We start from the raw sequence: 22,037 nt of genomic DNA, 5'->3' as shown, positions 1-22,037 counted from the left end.
TCAGGCGACCTGACACCCCGTCGCACTCACCCCGCGGGGACGTCGCCGCCCGCCCCTGCAGAGGGGGTAGGCACAGCAGAGGGGGTCGGCACCGCAGCGGGGGCCGCAGCGCCTGCACCCGCGGGCGCCCCGTCCCGCAGCCGGAGGTGGTGCACGTCGCCGCTGTGCAGCACGCGGGACGTCCCGTCCTGCTCCCGCACCAGCAGCGAGCCGTCCGGCCCGAACCCGTAGGCCTCACCGCTCACCTGGCCGCCGCCCGTGAGGTCGACCCGCACCTGCGCCCCGAGCGTCGCGCTGACCTCGGCGCACTCCTCGGCGAGCCCGGCCTCGACGGCGTCGCCCACTGCGTCCTGCCACCGGCCGAGGGTCTGGGCGAACGACTCCTCGAGCGCGGTCAGCAGCACCTCACGGTCGGTCGTCGCGGCCCCGACCAGGGCGAGCGAGGTCGCCGACGCGACGGGGAGCTCGCTCTCGCTCTGCCGGACGTTGAGCCCGACGCCCACGATCGCCCCGCCGTCGGGCAGGAGCTCGCACAGGATGCCCGCCACCTTGCGGTACGTGCCCCACCCGGCCATCTCGACGACGGGTCCCGCGCCCGGCGCAGGGACCAGGACGTCGTTGGGCCACTTGACCACGGCCTCGACCCCCGCGGTCGCGCGCAGGCACCGGACCGTCGCGAGGCCCGCGAGCAGCGGCAACCAGCTCAGACGCTCGCGGGGCACGTCGGGACGCACCAGGAGCGAGCCCGTCAGCGCGGTCCGGGCGGGCGTCTGCCACGCGCGGCCCGAGCGCCCCCGCCCGGCCACCTGGTGCTCGGCCACGAGCAGCGCGGGCGCGGGCCAGGCCTGCGGGTCGGCGGCCACGGCCGCAGCCAGCTCGGTGTTCGTCGAGGCCGACTTCGCCACGACCTCGAGCCGGGCGAGCGGGCCGTGCGGGGCCACGAGGAGGTCCGCCAGGAAGCCGGGGCGCAGCGCAGGGTGGTCGGCAGTCGTCATGTGCTCATCATGCACGCGCACGGGCCGTGCACGGCAGAGGGAACACCTTGTGGAAACCCTCCAACGTCTGCGGCCACGCCGGTGCGATCCCTCGCACCCTCTTGGTCCCACCCACCAACTAGGCTCGGCTGCGTGAACGAACCTGTCGCCGGCACCACCCCGGCCCCCACCGGTCAGCTCATCGGCACCGCAGCGAAGCTCGCCGACCTCGACCGTCGGCGCGCCGAGGCGTCGCTCGCGCCCGAGGAGGCCGCGCGTGCCAAGCAGCACGCCCGGAACAAGAAGACGGCCCGCGAGCGCATCGAGGCCCTGCTCGACGAGGGCAGCTTCGTCGAGCTCGACGCGTTCGCCAAGCACCGTTCGGTGAACTTCGGGCTCGAGAAGAAGCGCCTCGCGGGCGATGGCGTGGTCGTGGGCCACGGCACGGTCGACGGCCGCCAGGTGTGCATCTACTCCCAGGACTTCACGGTCTTCGGCGGCAGCCTCGGCGAGGTGCACGGCCAGAAGATCACCAAGGTCCAGGACCTCGCGCTGCGCACGGGAGTCCCCCTCATCGGGATCTCGGACGGCGGCGGTGCGCGCATCCAGGAGGGCGTCGCGGCCCTGACCCAGTTCGCGGAGATCTTCCGCCGCAACGTCGCGGCCTCGGGCGTGATCCCGCAGATCTCGCTCATCCTGGGCCCGAGCGCGGGCGGCGCGGTGTACTCCCCCGCCCTCACGGACTTCATCGTCATGGCCGACCAGACCTCGAACATGTTCATCACGGGCCCGGACGTGATCCGCGCGGTCACGGGCGAGGACGTGGGCTTCGAGGAGCTCGGCGGGGCACGCACGCACAACGAGCGCTCGGGCGTCGCGCACTACATGGGCACCGACGAGGACGACGCGATCGACTACGTGCGCCATCTCCTCGGCTACCTGCCGCAGAACAACCTCTCCGACGCGCCGAGCTTCGCCCCCGAGGACACCGAGCTCGAGGTGAGCGACGAGGACCTCGAGCTCGACGCGCTGATCCCCGACTCCGACTCGCAGCCGTACGACATGCGCACCGTGATCGAGCACGTCCTGGACGACGGCGACTTCCTCGAGGTCCAGCCGCTGTTCGCGAAGAACGTGATCGTCGGATTCGGGCACGTCGAGGGGCAGTCGGTCGGCGTCGTCGCGAACCAGCCCCTCGCGATGGCCGGCACGCTCGACATCGACGCGGCCGAGAAGGCCGCCCGGTTCGTGCGCACGTGCGACGCGTTCAACATCCCCGTCCTGACCCTCGTCGACGTCCCGGGCTTCCTGCCGGGCGTCGACCAGGAGCACCAGGGCATCATCCGGCGCGGCGCCAAGCTCATCTACGCCTACGCCGAGGCCACGGTCCCGCTCGTCACGCTCATCACGCGCAAGGCGTACGGTGGCGCGTACATCGTCATGGGCTCCAAGCAGCTCGGCGCGGACGTGAACCTCGCCTGGCCCACGGCCCAGATCGCGGTCATGGGGGCCGGCGGCGCGGTCAACATCCTCCAGCGCGGGGCCCTGAAGGCCGCAGCCGACCAGGGGCTGGACGTGGACGCCGAGCGCGCCCGCCTGGTCGCCGAGTACGAGGAGGCCATCGTGAACCCGTGGGACGCGGCCGAGCGCGGCTACGTCGACGCGGTGATCCGCCCGTCGGAGACCCGCGTGCAGGTCGTGCGCGCGCTGCGCGCCCTGCGCACCAAGCGTGCGAGCCTGCCCCCCAAGAAGCACGGGAACATCCCGCTGTGATCCTGGGGACGCGTTGACACCAGGGCCGCCACCGGCCCTGCCCCCGACACCACCACCGAACGACGAGACCAACGGCGAGGACGACATGCCCGACCAGCAGCACGGCGACGACCACGCAGGACACGGCCACGAGCACGCCGAGGGCGGCCACGACGGCGAGTCGCACGGCCCCACCCCCCTCGGCCCGGTCGACGAGGCCCCGATGCACTCGGCCGTGGACGCCTTGGCCGCGGCCCTGCACGAGTACGTCGGCACGGCAGTCGGGGTACGTGCCGAGTTCGGCGCCTCCGAGGCCGACGAGGACCCGCGCGTCCTGGCGCTCGAGGCCGCGATCGGCGCGCTCAACGCCCGGCTCTACGACGCGCTCCACGACTCGCTCGGCATGCACCCGGACCTGAGCTCGCTCGTGTGGGGCACCGAGGACGACCTCGGCGCCGGGACCGACGCCGACGCGCCGCCCGCCCCCGAGGTCGCCGAGCCGTTCTACCTGGGCTTCGTCGTGGGCCCGGGCCAGACCCCCGACACGTCGCTCGACTCCGTGATCGACTTCCTCGACAACGCGGGCGAGCAGGTCGTGGCCGCGCTCGTCGAGTCGGGCTTCGACGTCCCCGAGTGGGCCGCGTCGCGCGGGGAGGCGGCGGACTTCGACGGCTACGGCGACGCGGACGACGAGGCGCCGGGAGGCGCCCTGTGAGCGAGACCGGCGCGGCGTCGTCCGGCCGGGAGCTGCGCGTGGTGCGCGGCGCCCCGGACGACGTCGAGGTCGCGGCGCTCGTCGCGGGGCTCGCCGCCGCGGCGGCCGCCGCGCACGTGCCCGACGACGAGGCGCCGCTGCCCGAGTGGACCAACCGGTCGCGCGGCCTGCGCGGGACGGGGTCGGGCGCGACGGCGAAGAGCTTCGGCGGACGCTCGGGTCGGCACAACGCCGACTCCTGGCGGTGGAGCCTGCAGTCATGAGCCAGACCACGACCGTCCTGGTCGAGCTCGCGGACGACCCCGGGGCCGTCGAACGTCCGTTGGCGGACGGCCCCGGGTCGAGCGTTCCCCCGCTCCCGGTACGTACCGGCTGGCGCCGGTGGGCGTGGGTCGTGCCGACCGTCCCCGCGGTCGCGCTCGTCGTCTACCGCCAGCTCGCGCCCTCCCAGGGCTGGCCGCTGCCCGCGGCCGTGCTGGGCGTCCTGGCCGTCCTGCTGCTGCTCGTCGCGGTCCTCGCGCTCGCGCGCTACCTCGACGACCGCGACGCACTGCGCGAGTCGCGCGCGCGGGACGCCCTGCTCGCGGGAGCCGAGCGCACCACGGGTTCGCTGCTCGTCGACGGTGCGGCGGGATCCGACGGGGCGGGCCAGGACTCGGCGCCCGCCCCGGGCGTCCTGCCCGACGGCGCCACGCACCTCGGCGGCCGGCTCACGTTCTCGGTCGACCACCTCCCCGTCCGGGCACCGTTCACGGTCACCGTCCCCGCGGGGACGGCCGGCCCGCGCTCGGGCGACCCCGTCGCCGTCTGGTACCCCCGCGGTACCGACGGGCGACCGCGCGTCGTGCTCGTGCGCTACCAGCGCGCCTGGGCCGACGACCTGCTCGCGGCCATGCACCCGGGCCGGGCCGACGACCGGGCTCCGACCACCGAGGGTCCGACGTCGGCCGACCACGGAACCGACGAGCCCGTCGCGGCCTCGAACCAGGACGTCCTGGCGGCCGTCGGTCGGGCCGGGGCCGAGCACCCCCGCCTGGCCGTCGAGGTGGTCGCCCCGACGGACGTGTGGCGGACCCTGCGCGTCGACCTCTCCCTCCCGGGCAGCGTGCGGTCGGTCCTCGTCTTCGAGGACGCCGAGGAGCTCGTGTGCATCGGACCCGACGGGGGCCGCCCCGTCCCGCTCGACACCCTCGACCCGGCCGAGGTCCTCGACCTGGCCGAACGGCTCCTGCGAGCCGACTGATCATCCTCCCGGACGACGCCCGACCGGGTACCGCGCAGTAACCTCTACCGGGTGACCTCACCCACCGCGCCGGCCGAGCCCGGCACCCCCACCGCCCGGACCCCCCGCACGCCCACGGCGATCGACGCGATCGCCGACGCCTACGTGCGCACGGTCGCCGACCTGAACCCGCTCGCCGCCACCGCCATGGGCCTCGCCGGGTACGACCACCTCATGACCGACCTGTCGCCCGCCGGGTACGAGGCCCTCGCAGCCGCTGACCGCGCAGTGCTGGCCCAGCTCGCGGACGCCGACCCCGTCGACGACGTCGACCAGGTCACGCTCGCGGCGATGCGCGAGCGCATCGGGCTCTCGCTCGAGCTGCACGAGGCCGGCGAGGACCTCGCGATGCTCAACAACATCGCGTCCCCGCTCCAGGAGCTGCGCGACATCTTCGACATGATGCCCACGGGCACCCTCGAGGCGTGGGAGAACATCGCAGCCCGGCTCGCGGCGCTTCCCGGCGCCATGGACGGCTACATCGCCTCGCTGACCGCCGCCGCCGAGCGCGGCAACGTCGCGGCGGTCCGCCAGGTCCGCGAGGGTGTCAAGCAGGCCCGCGAGCTCGCCGACCCCGAGTCCTCGTTCTTCGTGGAGTTCGTCCGGGGCGAGGCCGCCGCCGCCGTGCTCGACGAGTCGTCCGCCTGCTCCCTGGTGCGCAAGGAGCTCGAGCTCGGTGCCGCGGGCGCCCTGGCCGCCTATGCCAGGCTCGCCGACTTCCTCGAGGACGACCTCGCGCCGCAGGCCCCCGTGGCCGACGGTGTCGGGCGCGAGCGCTACGCCCTGGCCTCGCGCGCCTTCCTCGGCGCCGAGGTCGACCTCGAGGAGACCTACCGCTGGGGCCTCGAAGAGCTCGCGCGCGTGGTCGCCGAGCAGGAGGCCGTCGCGGCACAGATCGCCGGGCCCGGTGCCACGGTCGAGGAGGCCGTCGCAGTCCTCGACGCCGACCCGAGCCGCAAGCTCGACGGCACCGACGCGCTGCGCGCCTGGATGCAGGAGACCTCGGACGCCGCGATCGCGGCGCTCGACGGCGTGCACTTCGACATCCCGACCCCCGTCCTGGACCTCGAGTGCATGATCGCCCCGACCCAGACCGGCGGGATCTACTACACGCCCCCGAGCGACGACTTCTCGCGCCCCGGGCGCATGTGGTGGTCCGTCCCGCCGGGCGTGACCGAGTTCAACACCTGGCGCGAGAAGACGACGGTCTACCACGAGGGCGTCCCCGGCCACCACCTCCAGTGCGGCCAGGCCGTCGCCGCTCGCGACACGCTCAACTCGTGGCGCCGGCTCGCCTGCTGGGTCTCGGGCCACGGCGAGGGCTGGGCCCTGTACGCCGAGCGCCTCATGGCCGACCTCGGCTACCTCGACGACCCGGGCGACCGCCTCGGGATGCTCGACGGCCAGCGCATGCGCGCGGCCCGCGTCGTGCTCGACATCGGCGTGCACCTCGGCCTCGACGCCCCCGAGGAGTGGCGCGGCGACTCCGAGGACCCCCGCTGGGACGCCGACAAGGCCTGGGAGTTCCTCAAGGCCAACGTCAACATGGACGAGTCGTTCGTGCGCTTCGAGCTCAACCGCTACCTCGGGTGGCCGGGCCAGGCGCCGTCGTACAAGGTCGGGCAGCGACTGTGGGAGCAGACCCGCGACGCAGCCCGCGCGGCCGCCGAGGCGCGCGGCGAGGAGTTCGACGTCAAGGCGTTCCACGAGCGCGCCCTGAACCTCGGGTCGGTCGGCCTCGACGTCCTGCGCGGGGCTCTCCAGTGACGGCTCCGACGACCTCGGCGCCTGCTCCGAGCATCCGTCTCCTGCTCGCCTCGCAGTCCCCCGCGCGACTCGCGACCCTGCGCTCCGCGGGGGTCGCACCCGAGGTCCGCGTCTCGGGGCTCGACGAGGACGCCGTCCTGGCGTCGGCCGCGGCCCGGTTCGGCGCGCTCGACCCGGCCGACGCGGTGCTCGTCCTCGCCCAGGCCAAGGCCGAGGAGGTCGCCCAGGTCGTCACGCGCGAGGCGCGCGAGCGCGACGAGGCGAGCGACGTCGTCGGGCCGGACGAGGTCGCCCCCCTCGTGGTCGGCTGCGACTCCATGCTCGAGTTCGCCGGCGCCGTCCACGGCAAGCCCCGGGACGCCGCCGAGGCGACCGAGCGCTGGCGCGCGATGCGCGGCAAGACCGGCGTGCTCCACACGGGGCACTGGATCGTCGACCTGCGCGACCCGCAGGACGGCGGCAGCGGTGCCACCCTCGGGGCCACGAGCTCCACGACGGTCCACTTCGCCGACCTCTCCGACGCCGAGATCGCGGCCTACGTCGCGACGGGCGAACCCCTCGCGGTCGCGGGCGCGTTCACGGTCGACGGCCTGGGCGGTGCGTTCGTCGAGAGCATCGAGGGCGACCACCACGGCGTCGTCGGGATCAGCCTCCCGCTCGTGCGCGAGCTGCTCGGCGAGATCGGCGTGGCCTGGACCGACCTCTGGTCCTGAGGTCCCTCCGGCCCCGCGACTGCTGGGCCACTGCTCGTCAGGCGGCGGCCCGACCGCTCCTCCTGCTCGTGCGCTCCGGTGCCGGGCGCGAGGACGCGGCGGGCCGCCTGCTTGTCGGTGCCGCACAACCATGACGAGCCACGGCCCGGTTCGCCCCGCCGACCATGGAGGGTTCCTACAAACGACCCCGGTGAGCCTTGGCCTGATCTCCAATCTTGTCCAGTACCGCCGGTCGGAGCGTGAACCCAGGGCGCCGGACGCGCTACCGTGAGCCGTGCCCGAGAACTCCACGAACCCCGCGACCAGCCCGACCCGACGCCTGTCGAAGGTTCTCATCGCCAACCGCGGCGAGATCGCGGTGCGCATCGCGCGCGCCTGCGCCGACGCCTCGATCGCGTCGGTCGCCGTCTACGCGGACTCCGACCGCGAAGCCCTGCACGTCCGCCTCGCCGACGAGGCCTTCGCGCTCGACGGTGCGCGCGCCGCGGACACCTACCTCGACATCGCCAAGCTGCTCGACGTCGCCCGCCGCTCGGGCGCCGACGCCGTGCACCCCGGCTACGGGTTCCTCGCGGAGAACGCCGGGTTCGCGCAGGCCGTGATCGACGCGGGCCTCGTGTGGATCGGCCCGCCGCCCGCGGCCATCGACGCCCTGGGCGACAAGGTCAGCGCCCGGCACATCGCGCACCGTGCGGGCGCGCCCCTGGTCCCCGGCACCCCGGACCCCGTGGCCGACGCGACCGAGGTCCACGCGTTCGCCGCGGAGCACGGGCTGCCCATCGCGATCAAGGCGGCGTTCGGCGGCGGCGGGCGCGGCCTCAAGGTCGCGCGCACGGTCGACGAGATCGACGAGATGTTCGACTCGGCGGTCCGCGAGGCCACGGCCGCGTTCGGCCGCGGCGAGTGCTTCGTCGAGCGCTACCTCGACACCCCGCGCCACGTCGAGACCCAGTGCCTCGCCGACGAGCACGGCACGGTCGTCGTCGTCTCGACGCGCGACTGCTCGCTCCAGCGCCGCCACCAGAAGCTCGTCGAGGAGGCACCTGCGCCCTTCCTGACGGACGAGCAGCGCGCCGAGCTCTACAAGGCCTCCGAGGCCATCCTGCGCGAGGCCGGCTACGTGGGTGCCGGGACCTGCGAGTTCCTCGTCGGCGCCGACGGCACCATCTCCTTCCTCGAGGTCAACACCCGCCTGCAGGTCGAGCACCCCGTCACGGAAGAGGTCTCGGGCATCGACCTCGTGCGCGAGCAGCTGCGCATCGCGGCGGGCGAGCCGCTCGGCTACTCCTCGGTGGCCACTCGCGGCCACTCGCTCGAGTTCCGCATCAACGGCGAGGACCCGGCCGCGAACTTCCTCCCCGCCCCCGGCCGTATCTCGCGCCTGCACTTCCCCAGCGGGCCGGGTGTCCGCGTCGACAGCGGCGTCACGCAGGGCGACGTCATCTCGGGGGCGTTCGACTCCATGATCGCCAAGATCATCGTCACAGGTGCCACGCGCCGCGAGGCCGTCGAGCGTGCCCGCCGCGCGCTGCGCGAGACGGTCGTCGAGGGCATCCCCACGGTCCTGCCGTTCCACCGGGCCGTGCTCGACGCCGAGGACTTCGTCCCGGCCGACGACTCGGCCTTCCGTGTGCACACCCGCTGGATCGAGACGGCCTTCGCCGACGAGCTCAAGCAGCTCACGCCTGCGACCCCCGCCCCGGCCCCCGACGACGACGAGGCGCCCGCGACCGAGCGCGTCGTGGTCGAGGTCGGTGGCAAGCGCCTCGAGGTCGTCCTGCCCGCCGGGCTCGGGATGGCCGCGGGGCGCGCACGTACGGCCAACGCCGCCCGTCGACCCGCGCGTCGCGCCGCCGCCAAGGCCACCGCGGGCAACGGCACGACCCTCGCCTCGCCCATGCAGGGCACGATCGTCAAGGTCGCGGTCGCCGACGGCGCCGTGGTCGCCGAGGGTGACCTCATCGTCGTCCTCGAGGCCATGAAGATGGAGCAGCCGCTCGTCGCGCACCGAGCGGGCCGGGTCACGGGCCTGTCGGCCGGAGTCGGCGCGAGCGTGAGCTCGGGCACCGCGATCTGCGAGATCGTCGACTGACGACGCGTCGGGCGACCCGACGCGTCGACCACGAGGCCGGTCGGGCCGCTCCTACGAGCCGCCCGACCGGCCTCTGCTCGTCCTCCCCCGGTGCCGCTACGCGCCGGCGCTGCTGTGCGCGTCGGCCGCGCGCATCGCGCGGCGCCCCGAGGGGACGAGCACCGCGATCGCGATCACCAGGAACATGAGCGCGCCTGAGACGATCAGGAGCGACTCGACCGAGTACCGGTCCGCGAGCGGCCCGAAGATCAGCATCCCGAGGGGCATCGCGAGCGCCATCACGATGCCGACGAACCCGAAGACACGCCCCTGCCGGTCGGGTTCGACCGTCTCCTGCAGGACCGTCATCGAGGTCGTGGCGAACGCGGGCACGGCGACGCCGAGGAGGAACATGAACGTGAAGAAGACCCACATGTTCGTCGAGAGCCCCAGCCCGACGGAGAGCACGCCGAACACGAACGTCGCGCCCACGATCATCGCGACGCGGTTCTTGAGCCCACCCCACGTCGCGAGCAGCACGCCGCCGACGATCGCCCCGAACGAGAACGCGAGCTCGTTGGCCGTGAGCTTCCAGACCTCCTCGCCAAACGTGCGCACCACCATGAGCGGCGTGAGGTAGGACGGGGCCACGATCAGCAGGAACACGACCGCGTACAGGCCCAGGACCCAGCGCACGAAGGTGTGGCCGCGCAGGTAGCGCAGGCCGCCCACGAGGTCGTCGAAGTACCCGACCTTCTCACCGGCCGCGACGTCGGCGCGCAGCACCTTGGTCACGGGGATCAGGGCCAGGAGGCCGATCCCGATCACGGCCGTGACGACGTCGACGAAGAAGATCGCGACGATCGAGGCGCTCGCGTAGACGCCCGCCGCGACCGCGGGGGCCAGCAGCGTCATGGCCGACTGGATCGACCCGTTGATCCCGTTGACCCGCATGAGCTTGCTCACCGGGACGAGCTGCGGCAGGAGCGAGGACACCGCGGGCATCTGGATCCCCGCGCCGACCGAACGGATCGCGAGCGCCGCGTAGACGAGCCACAGGTCGTCGGTGCCCGAGAGCATGAGCAGCGCGAGCGCGAGGGTGGTCACGGCGATCGAGGCGTCGGCCGCGATGATCAGGACCTTGCGGTTGAGCCGGTCGGCCCAGACCCCGCCGAAGATCGACACGACCGCCTGCGGCAGGAACCCGAAGACCGTCGCGAGCGCCAGCACGGACCCGGACTTCGTCTCGAGGGTCAGGTGCCACATGATCGCGTACTGCACGAGCATCGACCCGAACAGCGAGACGGTCTGGCCGCCCAGGAAGATCGTCGCGTCGCGTCGCCAGCGCGGCTTGTCCGCCTCGTCGTCCGCCGGGGTCGCTCCGGCCCGGGCTGCGGGGTCGACGGGGTCGACGGGGTCGACGGGGCCATGGTCGGCGGCTGCGGGGTCGGCGGACTCACGGGGGTGGTAGGGCGTGGCGTCGGCGCCTGTCGAGGCATCCTCTGCGGTCGGGTCGGACACGGTGTTCGGCTCGGGATGGCTCACCCGTCCATGGTGCGGGGCGGGGGGTTGCACGTCCAGGAATTTCCACCGGTGATCGATCGCGCCGGGGGCACCGCGGGTGCGCGTCACGAGCGCGGGGTCCACGTGGTGGGCACCCGGGCGACGCACTGTCCCGGGACTCGCCCGGATGGCAGGGTGGGACCGTGACGATCCCGACCGAACCCACGCCTCCCCGCGACGCAGCCGACACCCCGCACGCACCGCGCCACCTCCAGCCCGGGGACGGGTGGGTCGAGTGCACGTGCGGCAGGCGGCACTGGGGGCTCGCGGGCGCCGCGGGGCTGCTCGTCGCCCGCCGGGACGAGGACGGCCGCGTGAGCCACGTGCTCCTCCAGCACCGGGCTCCCTGGAGCGACCAGGGCGGCACGTGGGGCGTGCCCGGCGGCGCGATCCATCCCGACGAGACGCCCGAGCAGGGCGCGCTGCGCGAGGCGCACGAGGAGGCGGGCGTCGATCCCGCGCTCGTGACGATCGTGGGCGACCGGGTCCTGGACCACGGGCCCTGGCGGTACACGACCGTCCTCGCGGAGGTCGTGCACGGCGCGCACCTCGAAGCTCGCGCGACCGACGCGGAGAGCCTGGAGATCGCGTGGGTCGCGGTCGGTGACGTCCTCTCGCTCCCGTTGCTGGAGGCGTTCCGGGACGCGTGGCCCGAGCTCGTGGGGCGCTTCGCCGAGGTCGCCTGACCAGGGCGCCGCCGGAGCGGAGCCCGTCGCCGGAAGTCCTCCGGATGCACGCACGGCCCGTGACCGCCCGCTGTGCGGGTGTCACGGGCCGTGCGGTGGCGCGGTCTCTACGGGGTGCCGGTCCCGGACGCCTCCGCCCCGCGTCCGGACTTCGCAGGTTCCTTCGCGGGGGCGTGCGGGACGAGCTTGAGCCCCACGACCGCGGCGATGATGCCCGCGATGAAGATGACCTTGCCGACCGAGGCGGACTCGTCACCGGTGAGGATCGCGTAGGACACGGTCAGGGCCGCGCCGATCCCGACCCACACCGCGTACGCGGTGCCGATCGGGATGTGCTTGACGGCCCAGCCGAGCCCGCCCATGCTGACGGCGAGCGCGACGAAGAAGACGATCGACGGGACGAGCTGCGAGAACCCGTCGGACTTGCCGAGGGCCGTGGCCCAGACAGCCTCGAACACGGCGCTGACGAGAAGGACGATCCACGGCATGTCAGCTCACCACCTTGAGGCCGACCACGGACCCGACGAGCAGGACCAGGAGGAGCCCGCGCAGCCAGGTGAAGGTCTCGGAACCGGTGATGAAGCCCCAGACGACCGTGAGCGTCGCCCCGATGCCGACCCAGACCGCGTACGCGGTGCCGGTGGGCAAGGAGGTCATCGCCCAGGCGAGACCGACCATGCTCAGCGTCAGGGAGACGAGGAAGACGACCGTCGGCCGTCTGCGCGTGAAGTTCTCGGATGCGGACAGCGCCGTCGCCCAGACGGCCTCCAGCATCCCGGAGAGGACGAGGACAACCCAAGCCATGACAAGTAACCCCTCTGAGTCAGTCTTGTCCGTGCGGGTACTGCTCCCTCGTCCGCGCGTCCCTCGTCAGGAGGGACTTGGTACCAGCGTACCGACATCGTGTCGCCTTGGCCAGGGATCGGCCGTGGGGCACCCCCGGCTTCACACGATCCACCCCGTCGCTCCCGACCGGCCTCACCTTCGACCGCGACGCCCCCGCCAGGATCGTCGGATGTCGACCGCCTTCGAGCTCTCCCCTCCCGACGACTACCTGATGCGCCTCGCCGCCTCCGACCTGGGCCGGGGCTACAAGGCTCTCGCCACGGCCCAGCTCGACCTGCACGACGGCCTCGACGTGCTCGACCTGGGCTGCGGCCCGGGTGCCGACCTGCTCGCGTACGCGAAGGCGGTCGGGCCGACCGGGAGCGTCCTCGGGCTCGACCACGACGCCGACGCCGTGGCCCGGGCCCGCGCGCGGGTCGGCGGCCTGACCACGGTCCGCGTCGAGGAGGCGGACGTCCATCGCCTCGACATCGCCAGCGACAGCGTCGACCGCGCGCACACCGACCGGGTGCTCCAGCACGTGGCGCATCCCGGGCTCGTCCTCGCGGAGACGTTCCGGGTCCTTCGCCCCGGTGGTCGCGCGGTGCTCGCGGAGCCGGACTGGGGCACGCTCGTCGTCGACGGCCCCGACGCCGCGACGAGCGACGCCTACGGACGCTTCGTCGTCGAGCAGGTCGTCCGCAACGGCAGGATCGGGCGCCGGCTCACCGGCCTCGCCGAACGGACGGGCTTCACGGTCGAGCGCGTCGTCCCCGTGACCGCCGTCTTCCGCGACGTCCGCGAGGCGGACCGGGTCCTGGGCCTGGCACGGGTCGCCCGCCGAGCCGTCGAGGCGGGATACCTGCGCGAGCGTGCGGGGGCACGCTGGACCGAGCACCTCGCGACGCAGCCGTTCTTCGCGTCGGTGACCCTCTTCGTGGTCGTGGCCGACCGCCCGCCGACCTAGCCCCTCGCGCCCCTGGGGCGCGGCGCACCAGCGCCGCGTGTGGGGCGGGTCACGCGCCCGCGGGTTCGCGCACCCCGACGACAGGAGTACTGTTCTCGCGGAGGAAGGCAAGCCTTACCAAACTAGGACGCGAGTCCCAAGTCGGCCGGGCCCCACCGCTGCGACCACCGGCCGCCACGGCCTCCGGCTCCCGGGCTTCCCCGCCCCGCGACCCGTCGAAGGACTCCCGTGTTCGCCAACTTCCTCATCGGCCTGCGTGAAGGTCTCGAGGCCGCGCTCGTCGTCAGCATCCTCGTCGCCTACCTGGTCAAGACCGGGCGGCGCGACCTGCTCCCCTTCCTCTGGCTCGGCGTCGGCATCGCCGTGGTCGTCTCGATCGGCTTCGGCGCAGCCCTGACCTACGGGCCGCAAGGGCTGACGTTCGAGGCCCAGGAGGCCATCGGCGGGACGCTCTCGATCCTCGCGGTCGGCCTCATCACCTGGATGATCTTCTGGATGGGCCGGACCGCCCGGCACCTCAAGGCCGACCTCCAGCACAAGCTCGACGACGCCGTCGCCGCCGGGAGGTGGGCCGTCGTCGTCATGGCGCTCCTCGCCGTCGGGCGCGAAGGCCTCGAGACCGCCCTGTTCCTCTGGGCCGGCGCCCAGGCCACGGGCACCACGACCAAGCCGCTGCTCGGCGCGGTGCTGGGGCTCGCCGTCGCCGTCGTGCTCGGCTGGGCCGTCTACAGGGGTGCCGTGAGGCTCAACCTGCGCGTCTTCTTCGCCTGGACCGGCGTGTTCCTGATCGTCGTCGCCGCCGGGGTGCTCGCCTACGGCGTGCACGACCTCCAGGAGGCCGGCATCCTGCCCGGGCTGCACAACCTGGCGTTCGACGTCAGCGCGCAGATCCCGCCCTCGAGCTGGTACGGCACGGTCCTCAAGGGCGTCTTCAACTTCTCCCCCGCGACCACCTGGCTCGAGCTCGCCGCCTGGTGGCTCTACCTCGTCCCCACGCTGTTCTTCTTCGTCCGGACCGTCTGGTTCAGCGCGCCTCGCACCAGTGCCCCCGCGCAGGCCAGCACCCCGGCACCTGCCATCACGACTCCCGGAGGAAACCGATGACCCGCTCACGGGCCACCCGCGTCGCAGCGCCGCTGCTCGCTGCCGCACTGCTCGTCCCCGTCCTGGCCGCCTGCACGCCCAACGACCCGGCCCCCGACGGCGCGAGCGGCTCCGCGGCCGGCTCCGCGAAGCTCACGGTCGACTCGTCGGCGGACGCGTGCACGCTCTCGGCCGCAGAGGCCCCCTCGGGCAACATCGTCTTCACCGTGACCAACACGGGCGACGACGTGACCGAGTTCTACCTGCTCGCCGAGGACGGCCTGCGCATCGTGTCCGAGGTCGAGAACATCGGCCCCGGCATCAGCCGCGACCTGGTGCTCACGGCCAAGCCCGGGCAGTACGTCACCGCGTGCAAGCCCGGCATGATCGGCGACGGCATCCGCTCCGACTTCACCGTGACCGACTCGGGCGCGGACGTCGAACCCACGGGCGCGGTCGCCGACCAGATCGCCCTGGCCTCGACCAACTACGTCGCGTACGTCAAGGACCAGACCGAGCAGCTCCTCGAGGGCACCCAGGAGTTCGTGACCGCGTACGAGGCGGGCGACGACGAGGCCGCCAAGGCTCTCTACGCCCCGGTGCGCGTCCACTGGGAGCGCATCGAGCCCGTGGCCGAGTCGTTCGGCGACCTCGACCCCAAGATGGACCTGCGCGAGGCCGACCTCGAAGAGGGCCAGGAGTGGACCGGCTGGCACCTGCTCGAGAAGGACCTGTGGCAGCCCGCGCCCGAGGCCAACGGCGGCGAGACCTACGTGGCGCTGACGCCCGAGCAGCGCGCGCAGTACGCCGACCAGCTCCTCGCCGACACCCAGGAGCTCTTCGACCGCACGCACGAGGCGTCGTTCGCGGACGGCATCGACGCGCCCGCGATCGGCAACGGCGCCAAGGGCCTGCTCGACGAGGTCGCGACGGGCAAGGTCACGGGCGAGGAGGAGATCTGGTCGCACACCGACCTGTGGGACTTCCAGGCCAACGTCGACGGCGCCAAGGTCGCCTACGACGGTCTGCGCGACGTGGTCTCGGCCAAGGACGAGAAGCTCGCCACGACGCTCGACGAGCGATTCCAGGCCCTTCAGGGCTTGCTCGACGAGCAGCGGCAGGGCGACGGGTTCGTGCTCTACACCGACCTCACGCCCGAACAGGTCAAGGCCCTCTCGCAGGCCGTGGACTCGCTGAGCGAGCCGCTCTCGCAGCTCACCGCCGCCGTGGTGCTCTGAGGACCGCCGCGACATGACGACAGTGCCCGACCAGCCCGACCAGCCCGACTCCCGTCCCTCCTCGCCCGGCGCCCCGGCGGGACCTGCCGAACCCGCGCACGAGGCGCGCCGCATCTCGCGGCGCGCGCTCCTGGGGATGGCCGGCGTCGGGCTGGCCGGGGCGGGGCTCGCCGGCGGCTTCGCGGCCGGGAACGCCGCGGCCCGCACCGCGGCGCCCAGCGCGGGCCCCGCCGAGGGGGACGGCGCGTTCGCCTTCGCGGGCGAGCACCAGGCCGGGATCACGACCCCGGTCCAGGACAGCCTGCACTTCGCGACCTGGGACGTCACGACCCAGGACCGCGACGAGGTGGTCGCGCTGCTGCGCGCCTGGACGCTCGCGGCCTCGCGCATGACGCAGGGCCTGCCCGCCGGGGAGTTCGGGCCCATGTCGGGTCCGTACGACGCGCCGCCGGACGACACGGGCGAGGCCGAGGGGCTGCCTGCCTCCGGGCTGACGATCACGTTCGGGTGCGGCCCGTCGTTCTTCACGGCCGCCGACGGGTCGGCCCGCTTCGGCCTCGACGGGCGCAGGCCCGACCTCCTCGCGGACCTGCCGCACTTCCCGGGCGACATGCTGGAGGACGCGCGCTGCGGCGGTGACCTCGCGGTCCAGGCGTGCGCGAACGACCCGCAGGTCGCGGTCCACGCGATCCGCAACCTCGCGCGCATCGCGTTCGGGACGGCGTCGGTGCGGTGGAGCCAGCTCGGCTACGGGCGCACGTCGTCGACCACGACGACCCAGCCCACGCCCCGGAACCTGTTCGGCTTCAAGGACGGCACGGCCAACATCACGTCCGAGGAGTCGGCGGCGATCGAGGAGCACGTGTGGGTCGCCCCGGGCGACGGGGCCGACGGAGCCGACTGGCTGGCGGGCGGCTCGTACCTGGTCGCGCGCCGTATCCGCATGACGATCGAGACGTGGGACCGGGCTCCCCTGCGCGAGCAGGAGACCATCGTGGGCCGCACCAAGGGCTCGGGGGCTCCGCTGTCCGGCGGCGAGGAGCGGACCGAGCCCGACTTCGAGGCGGCGGGCCGCGGCGGCGCCCCGCTCATCGACCCGGCCTCGCACGTGCGCCTCGCGCACCCCACGAGCAACGGCGGGGCGCGCATGCTGCGCCGCGGCTACAACTACACCGACGGCTCGGACGGGCTGGGCAGGCTCGACGCGGGGCTGTTCTTCCTCGCGTACGTGCGCGACCCGGCCACGCAGTACGTGCCCCTGCAGAACGCGCTCGCCAAGCACGACCTCATGAGCGAGTACCTGCGGCACACGGGGTCGGGGATCTGGGCCGTGCCGCGCGGGGTCGCCGAGGGCGCCACGCTGGGCGGGGCCCAGGGCGCGTTCGTCGGTCAGGACCTGTTCTCCTGAGCCGTCCGCCGCGCCCGGGCACCACGGGCGCGGCCCGCTCACTCCCTGACCCGGCCCGCCCCCTGCACGGCCGGGCGGACCAGCTCGCCGTACGCCTGGAGCGTCTCGTCGTTCGCGTCGTGCTGGAGGTAGAGCGCGAACTGGTCGACGCCGAGGGCCTTGAGCTCGAGCAGCCGCTCGACGTGCCGCGCGGGCGGCCCGATCAGGCAGAACCGGTCCAGGATCTCGTCGCTCACGAACGCGGTGTGCGTGTTCCCCGCACGACCGTGCTCGTTGTAGTCGTAGTCGACGCGCCCGGCCACGAAGTCGGTCAGGGCGCGGGGGATGCTCGGCCCGCCGCCACCCAGCCCTGTGCCCGTGCCGTCCCCCGCCCCGTAGCGCGCGACGATCTCCGCGACGTGGTTGCCGACCATGCCGCCGAACCAGCGGCACTGGTCGTAGGCGTGGGCGAGCGACCGCCCGCCCGCGCTCCCACCCGTGCCCGACGGCGCCTCGTCCGTCACGTACGCGGGTGCGGCCACGCAGATGGTCACCTCGGCCGGGTCGCGGCCGGCCCGCTCGGCCGCCTGGCGCACCGCGTCGATCGACCAGGCCACGATGTCGGGGTCGGCGAGCTGGAGGATGAAGCCGTCCCCGACCTCGCCCGCGAGCGCCAGCGCACGCGGGCCGTAGGCCGCGACCCACACGGGGGTGCGGCTGTCAGGGGCCCACGGCAGGTGCAGGGTCGTGCCGTGGTACTCGACCGACTGCCCGCCGGCGAGCCCCCGGATGGTCGTGACCGCTGCCCGCAGCTCGGCCAAGGTCACGGGCTTGCCGTTGGTCACCCGGACCGCGGAGTCACCGCGACCGATCCCGCAGACGGTGCGGTTGCCGAACATGTCGTTGAGGGTCGCGAAGAGCGAGGCGGTCACGGTCACGTCCCGCGTCGCGGGGTTGGTGACCATGGGCCCGACGGTCACGCGGTGGGTCGCGGACAGGACCTGGGAGTAGATGACGAACGGCTCCTGCCACAGCAGGTGGGAGTCGAACGTCCACACGTGGCTGAACCCGTGGAGCTCTGCGCGACGCGCGAGGTCGACCACGCGCCAGGCGGGCGGGTTGGTCTGCAGGACGACGCCCAGGTCGAGGCGCGCGGCGGCGCCTGCTGCGGTCATGGCTGGTTCCCGCCCGTCATCGCAGGTAGGCCGAGGTGCTGCGGCGCAGGTACCGACCGTGCCCGGCGTGCCCGTGGAACTCGCCGCCGGTGATCAGGACCTCACCGCGCGAGATCACGACGTCGACGTGCCCGTCGATCTCGAAGCCCTCCCACGCGGAGTGGTCCATGTTCATGTGGTGGGTCTTGCCGTTGCCGTCCGAGGGGTAGCCGATCGAGGTGTGCCCGGCGGGGTCGTAGACCACCACGTCGGCGTCGGCTCCCGGGGCGAGCACGCCCTTGCGGTCGCCGAGGCCGAACATGCGTGCCGGCGTCGTGCAGCACAGCTCGACCCAGCGTTCGAGCGAGATTCGCCCGTCGACGACGCCCTGGTAGACGAGGTCGAGGCGGTGCTCGACGCCGCCGATCCCGTTGGGGATCTTCGAGAAGTCGCCGAGCCCGAGCTCCTTCTGCTCCTTGAAGCAGAACGGGCAGTGGTCGGTGCTCACGACCGACAGGTCGCCCGTGCGCAGGTAGCGCCACAGCTCTTCCTGGTGCTCCTCGGCCCGCGAGCGCAGCGGGGTCGAGCACACCCACTTGGCCCCCTCGAACCCGGGCGCCCCGAGCTGTTCCTCGAGCGAGAGGTACAGGTACTGGGGGCACGTCTCGCCGAACACGTTCCACCCGTCGTCGCGGGCCCGCGCGAGCGTGGCCACGGCCTGCTTGGCCGACATGTGCACCACGTAGAGCGGGGCGCCCGCGAGGCGCGCGAGCATGATCGCGCGGTGCGTGGCCTCCTCCTCGGTCTCCCACGGGCGCGTGGTGCCGTGGAAGTACGGGGCCGTGTCGCCGCGGTCGAGGGCCTGACGCACGAGGACGTCGATCGCGATGCCGTTCTCGGCGTGCATCATGACGAGCGACCCGTTGGTCGCGGCCTTCTGCATGGCTCGCAGGATCTGCCCGTCGTCGCTGTAGAACACCCCGGGGTAGGCCATGAAGAGCTTGAAGCTCGTGATGCCCTCGGCCACGAGCTCGTCCATGGCCTTGAGCGAGTCGTCGTCGACCCCGCCGAGGATCTGGTGGAAGCCGTAGTCGACGGCGCAGTTCCCCTCGGCCTTGGCGAACCAGGCGGCGAGCGAGTCCTGGACCCGCTCCCCGGTGCGCTGGACCGCGAAGTCGACGATCGTCGTCGTGCCTCCCCAGGCCGCGGCGCGCGTCCCCGTCTCGAACGTGTCCGAGGCGGCGGTGCCGCCGAACGGCAGCTCCATGTGGGTGTGCGGGTCGACCGCGCCCGGGATGACGTACTTGCCGGTCGCGTCGATCACGGTCTGCGCGACCGAGGCGAGGTCCACGCCGAGCGACGTGTCGCCCGGTCGCAGCAGCGCGGCGACCTGCTCGCCGTCGAGCAGGACGTCGGCCCGCGAGCGCCCCGTGGGCCCGACGACGGTGCCACCCGTGATGAGGGTCAGTGCCATGGCGTGCGTCCTCTCGTTCGTCGGTCGGTGCGGGGTGCGGCGCTGTGGGGCCGGCGGGGCCGCTCGTGGGACGGCGTCAGGGCGCGGTCAGCGGGCCGTACGCGTCGGGGCGGCGGTCGCGGTAGAACTGCCACCGGTTGCGGACCTCGGTCAGCAGGTCGAGGTCGAGGTCGCGCACCACGAGCTCCTCCTCGTAGGCGTCGGCCGGCTCCCCCACCAAGGCCCCCTCGGGGCTGACGAAGTAGCTCGTGCCGTAGAAGTCGTTCGACCCCAGCTCCTCGAAGCCGACCCGGTTGATGGCTCCGACGAAGTACTCGTTGGCCACGGCCGCCGCGGGCTGCTCGAGCCGCCACAGGTAGTTGGACAGGCCGCGGCTCGTGGCGCTCGGGTTGAGGACGATGGTCGCTCCCGCGAGCCCCAGCGCGCGCCACCCCTCGGGGAAGTGCCGGTCGTAGCAGATGTAGACCCCGATCCGCCCGACCGCGGTGTCGAAGACCGGGTAGCCGAGGTTCCCGGGACGGAAGTAGAACTTCTCCCAGAACCCGGGCAGGTGCGGGATGTGGGTCTTGCGGTACTTGCCGAGGTAGCGGCCGTCGGCGTCGATCACGGCCGCGGTGTTGTAGAGGATCCCGGGCTGCTCGAGCTCGTACACGGGCAGCACGACCACGATGCCCAGCTCCCGGGCGAGGGCCGCGAAGCGTTCGGTCGTCGGGCCCGGGACGGACTCGGCGTAGGAGTAGAACGCGGCGTCCTCGACCTGGGGGAAGTAGGGCGCGTTGAACACCTCCTGGAAGCAGATGACCTTCGCCCCCTGGTCCGCGGCGAGGCGCAGCTGCGTCTCGTGGGCCGCGACCATGGACTCCTGGTCGCCGGTCCAGCGGACCTGGGTGAGGGCGGCACGCACGATCATGGGGTCTCCTCGGGTGGGGGCTGGGCAGGACGCGGGCGGTGACCGTTGTGCTCGGCCGACGGCGCCGACGGCGCCGACGACACGGCGCGTCGCCGGTGCTGGACCGGCTCGACGACGTACCGGTCGGCGACGTCGAGCGCCGCGTCGACGACGTCGAGGCCGTGCTCGAGGTCCTCGACCGACGTGACGAGGGGCGGGGCGAGGTGCAGGCGGTTGACCTGCGGGAAGGGCCAGACGCCGCCCGAGGTCACCGCGGCGACGACCTCGGCCATGGGGGCGTTCTGCTCGGGCGTGCCCTGGAACGGCACGAGGCGTTCGCGCGTGAGGGGGTCGTGGACGAGCTCGATCGCCCAGAGGAACCCGAGGCCACGGACCTCGCCCACGCTGGGGTGCCGGGTGGCCATGTCGCGCAGCCGGTCGCCCAGGACCCGCTCGCCCAGCGACCGGACCCGGTCGAGGATGCCCTGCTCCTCGAACACGTGGATGCTCGCGACGCCGGGCGCGCACGCGAGCGGGTGGCCCGAGTAGGTGAGCCCGCCGGGGAACGGGGTACGGTCGAAGCTCGCGGCGACGCGCTCGGACACGATGACCCCGCCGAGCGGGACGTATCCCGAGTTGACGCCCTTGGCGAAGACCACGAGGTCCGGCACGACGTCCCAGTGGTCCACCGCGAACCATTCGCCGACGCGTCCGAAGCCGACCATGACCTCGTCCGCGACGTACAGGATGCCGTGCTCGTCGCACAGCTCGCGGACGCCGGCGAGGTAGCCGTCGGGGGGCACGAGCACGCCGTTGGTCCCGACCACGGTCTCGAGCAGGATCGCGGCGATCGTCGCGGGCCCTTCGAGCTCGACGACCTCGCGCAGATGGCGCAGCGCCGCGACGCACTCGTCGGCGTCGGTCGCGGCCCCGAACGCCGACCGGTACGTGAACGGCCCGAAGAAGTGCCGCACCCCGGGGTCCACCTCGTTGGGCCAGCGCCGCGGGTCGCCCGTCGCGGTCACGGCCGTGCCGGTGTTGCCGTGGTAGGAGCGGTAGGCGGCGAGGACCTTCTGCCGACCGGTGTGACGCCGGGCGAGGCGCACGGCGTTCTCGACGGCGTCGGCGCCCCCGTTCGTGAAGAACACCCGGTTCAGCCCGCCGTCGGCGCCGCCCGGTGCACGCTCGACGATCAGGCGCGCGAGCTCGCTGCGCACCGGGTTCGCGAACGAGGGCGCGACGGTCGCGAGGCGTCCGGCCTGCGCCTGGATCGCGCCCACGAGCGCGGGGTGCTGGTGGCCCAGGTTGAGGTTGATGAGCTGCGAGGCGAAGTCGAGGTAGCGCGTGCCCTGCTCGTCCCAGAACCAGGCCCCCTCCCCGCCTGCGATCGTCACGGGGCTGATCAGCTCCTGCGCGGACCACGAGTAGAAGACGTGGGCGTCGTCGCGCCCGGCCCGCCCGGTCAGTCTCGTCGCGTCGGTCATCTCGCCCCACCCC

General features: G+C 73.3%; 20 protein-coding genes and 1 riboswitch. Of the genes, 12 read left to right on the top strand and 8 right to left on the bottom strand.

The genetic code is table 11. The features are described 5' to 3' along the window. Positions 1–26 precede the first annotated feature (26 nt). Positions 27–995, bottom strand: a complete 969-nt coding sequence (locus tag ACZDYF_RS11960) for a biotin--[acetyl-CoA-carboxylase] ligase (protein WP_475056936.1) — start codon at positions 993–995, stop codon at positions 27–29. Between the two features lie 132 nt (positions 996–1,127). Here ACZDYF_RS11960 and ACZDYF_RS11955 point away from each other — a divergent pair, with 132 nt between their 5' ends. From ACZDYF_RS11955 to ACZDYF_RS11925, 7 genes are all read left to right on the top strand, one after another. Further along, a complete protein-coding gene (locus ACZDYF_RS11955) occupies positions 1,128–2,747 on the top strand; it encodes an acyl-CoA carboxylase subunit beta (protein WP_307824148.1) in 1,620 nt (539 codons plus the stop codon). Between the two features lie 85 nt (positions 2,748–2,832). Beyond that, on the top strand, positions 2,833–3,441 hold the full coding sequence (locus tag ACZDYF_RS11950) for a hypothetical protein (RefSeq protein ID WP_239527411.1): 609 nt from the start codon (positions 2,833–2,835) through the stop codon (positions 3,439–3,441). After that, positions 3,438–3,704, top strand: coding sequence for an acyl-CoA carboxylase epsilon subunit (locus tag ACZDYF_RS11945; RefSeq protein ID WP_191788859.1), 267 nt, complete (start codon positions 3,438–3,440; stop codon positions 3,702–3,704). The genes ACZDYF_RS11950 and ACZDYF_RS11945 overlap by 4 nt, the downstream gene beginning before the upstream one ends. Continuing rightward, positions 3,701–4,684 carry a hypothetical protein gene (locus ACZDYF_RS11940; protein WP_475056922.1) on the top strand — a complete coding sequence of 328 codons (984 nt, stop codon included), beginning with the start codon at positions 3,701–3,703 and terminating at the stop codon, positions 4,682–4,684. The genes ACZDYF_RS11945 and ACZDYF_RS11940 overlap by 4 nt, the downstream gene beginning before the upstream one ends. Before the next feature lie 51 nt (positions 4,685–4,735). Further along, a complete protein-coding gene (locus tag ACZDYF_RS11935; protein WP_204809531.1) occupies positions 4,736–6,490 on the top strand; it encodes a DUF885 domain-containing protein in 1,755 nt (584 codons plus the stop codon). Next, complete coding sequence (locus ACZDYF_RS11930; protein ID WP_475056916.1) at positions 6,487–7,203, top strand: Maf family protein; 717 nt, start codon at positions 6,487–6,489, stop codon at positions 7,201–7,203. The genes ACZDYF_RS11935 and ACZDYF_RS11930 overlap by 4 nt, the downstream gene beginning before the upstream one ends. A 274-nt stretch (positions 7,204–7,477) precedes the next feature. Next, a complete protein-coding gene (locus ACZDYF_RS11925; RefSeq protein ID WP_475056912.1) occupies positions 7,478–9,295 on the top strand; it encodes an acetyl/propionyl/methylcrotonyl-CoA carboxylase subunit alpha in 1,818 nt (605 codons plus the stop codon). Between the two features lie 96 nt (positions 9,296–9,391). On the opposite strand, the gene ACZDYF_RS11920 is transcribed toward ACZDYF_RS11925, so the two are convergent. Next, positions 9,392–10,819 (bottom strand): MFS transporter, encoded by a 1,428-nt coding sequence (locus tag ACZDYF_RS11920; protein ID WP_475056907.1) that lies wholly within the window; start codon positions 10,817–10,819, stop codon positions 9,392–9,394. Positions 10,820–10,980: 161 nt separating this feature from the next. Between ACZDYF_RS11920 and ACZDYF_RS11915 the strand changes: the two genes are divergently transcribed. Then, complete coding sequence (locus tag ACZDYF_RS11915; RefSeq protein WP_307824151.1) at positions 10,981–11,523, top strand: NUDIX hydrolase; 543 nt, start codon at positions 10,981–10,983, stop codon at positions 11,521–11,523. A gap of 107 nt (positions 11,524–11,630) precedes the next feature. Here ACZDYF_RS11915 and ACZDYF_RS11910 read toward each other — a convergent pair whose 3' ends face one another. Then, the gene (locus ACZDYF_RS11910; protein ID WP_475056899.1) at positions 11,631–12,011 is read right to left on the bottom strand and encodes a DMT family transporter; all 381 of its coding nucleotides are present in this window, start codon (positions 12,009–12,011) and stop codon (positions 11,631–11,633) included. A gap of 1 nt (position 12,012) precedes the next feature. Further along, positions 12,013–12,327: a DMT family transporter gene (locus ACZDYF_RS11905; protein ID WP_138823905.1), complete on the bottom strand. Its 315-nt coding sequence runs from the start codon at positions 12,325–12,327 to the stop codon at positions 12,013–12,015. Positions 12,328–12,340: 13 nt separating this feature from the next. Further along, a riboswitch (guanidine-III (ykkC-III) riboswitch) is annotated at positions 12,341–12,407 on the bottom strand. A 131-nt stretch (positions 12,408–12,538) separates the two neighbouring features. Here ACZDYF_RS11905 and ACZDYF_RS11900 point away from each other — a divergent pair. From ACZDYF_RS11900 to efeB, 4 genes are all read left to right on the top strand, one after another. After that, complete coding sequence (locus ACZDYF_RS11900) at positions 12,539–13,315, top strand: methyltransferase domain-containing protein (RefSeq protein WP_364072415.1); 777 nt, start codon at positions 12,539–12,541, stop codon at positions 13,313–13,315. A gap of 228 nt (positions 13,316–13,543) precedes the next feature. Further along, positions 13,544–14,419, top strand: coding sequence for an iron uptake transporter permease EfeU (efeU, locus tag ACZDYF_RS11895; RefSeq protein ID WP_475056890.1), 876 nt, complete (start codon positions 13,544–13,546; stop codon positions 14,417–14,419). Continuing rightward, positions 14,416–15,636 carry an iron uptake system protein EfeO gene (gene efeO / locus ACZDYF_RS11890; protein WP_475056886.1) on the top strand — a complete coding sequence of 407 codons (1,221 nt, stop codon included), beginning with the start codon at positions 14,416–14,418 and terminating at the stop codon, positions 15,634–15,636. The genes efeU and efeO overlap by 4 nt, the downstream gene beginning before the upstream one ends. Positions 15,637–15,649: 13 nt before the next feature. Beyond that, positions 15,650–17,044 (top strand): iron uptake transporter deferrochelatase/peroxidase subunit, encoded by a 1,395-nt coding sequence (gene efeB, locus ACZDYF_RS11885; RefSeq protein ID WP_475056881.1) that lies wholly within the window; start codon positions 15,650–15,652, stop codon positions 17,042–17,044. A gap of 38 nt (positions 17,045–17,082) precedes the next feature. Here efeB and ACZDYF_RS11880 read toward each other — a convergent pair whose 3' ends face one another. The 4 genes from ACZDYF_RS11880 to ACZDYF_RS11865 all read right to left on the bottom strand — a co-directional run bounded on the left by ACZDYF_RS11880 (position 17,083) and on the right by ACZDYF_RS11865 (position 22,024). Further along, entirely contained in the window at positions 17,083–18,198 is a 1,116-nt protein-coding gene (locus ACZDYF_RS11880; RefSeq protein WP_475056877.1) for a TIGR03842 family LLM class F420-dependent oxidoreductase, read from the bottom strand. 16 nt (positions 18,199–18,214) lie between these two features. Further along, positions 18,215–19,651, bottom strand: coding sequence for a dihydropyrimidinase (gene hydA, locus ACZDYF_RS11875; protein WP_475056873.1), 1,437 nt, complete (start codon positions 19,649–19,651; stop codon positions 18,215–18,217). 76 nt (positions 19,652–19,727) lie between these two features. Then, on the bottom strand, positions 19,728–20,561 hold the full coding sequence (locus ACZDYF_RS11870; RefSeq protein WP_475056868.1) for a nitrilase-related carbon-nitrogen hydrolase: 834 nt from the start codon (positions 20,559–20,561) through the stop codon (positions 19,728–19,730). Continuing rightward, a complete protein-coding gene (locus ACZDYF_RS11865; RefSeq protein ID WP_475056864.1) occupies positions 20,558–22,024 on the bottom strand; it encodes an aminotransferase class III-fold pyridoxal phosphate-dependent enzyme in 1,467 nt (488 codons plus the stop codon). The genes ACZDYF_RS11870 and ACZDYF_RS11865 overlap by 4 nt, the downstream gene beginning before the upstream one ends. Positions 22,025–22,037 lie beyond the last annotated feature (13 nt).

Source organism: Oerskovia sp. PE-21s, from assembly GCF_056158145.1.
Note: the sequence above shows the minus strand (reverse complement) of the source record. Positions and strands in the feature narration are given on the sequence as shown.

Coding starts and splice junctions, on each gene's coding strand:
- ACZDYF_RS11960 (WP_475056936.1), bottom strand. CDS start 995: ATGACGACTGCCGACCACCCTGCGCTGCGCCCCGGCTTCCTGGCGGAC.
- ACZDYF_RS11950 (WP_239527411.1), top strand. CDS start 2,833: ATGCCCGACCAGCAGCACGGCGACGACCACGCAGGACACGGCCACGAG.
- ACZDYF_RS11940 (WP_475056922.1), top strand. CDS start 3,701: ATGAGCCAGACCACGACCGTCCTGGTCGAGCTCGCGGACGACCCCGGG.
- ACZDYF_RS11910 (WP_475056899.1), bottom strand. CDS start 12,011: ATGCCGTGGATCGTCCTTCTCGTCAGCGCCGTGTTCGAGGCTGTCTGG.
- ACZDYF_RS11905 (WP_138823905.1), bottom strand. CDS start 12,327: ATGGCTTGGGTTGTCCTCGTCCTCTCCGGGATGCTGGAGGCCGTCTGG.
- ACZDYF_RS11900 (WP_364072415.1), top strand. CDS start 12,539: ATGTCGACCGCCTTCGAGCTCTCCCCTCCCGACGACTACCTGATGCGC.
- efeO (WP_475056886.1), top strand. CDS start 14,416: ATGACCCGCTCACGGGCCACCCGCGTCGCAGCGCCGCTGCTCGCTGCC.
- efeB (WP_475056881.1), top strand. CDS start 15,650: ATGACGACAGTGCCCGACCAGCCCGACCAGCCCGACTCCCGTCCCTCC.
- ACZDYF_RS11880 (WP_475056877.1), bottom strand. CDS start 18,198: ATGACCGCAGCAGGCGCCGCCGCGCGCCTCGACCTGGGCGTCGTCCTG.
- hydA (WP_475056873.1), bottom strand. CDS start 19,651: ATGGCACTGACCCTCATCACGGGTGGCACCGTCGTCGGGCCCACGGGG.
- ACZDYF_RS11870 (WP_475056868.1), bottom strand. CDS start 20,561: ATGATCGTGCGTGCCGCCCTCACCCAGGTCCGCTGGACCGGCGACCAG.
- ACZDYF_RS11865 (WP_475056864.1), bottom strand. CDS start 22,024: ATGACCGACGCGACGAGACTGACCGGGCGGGCCGGGCGCGACGACGCC.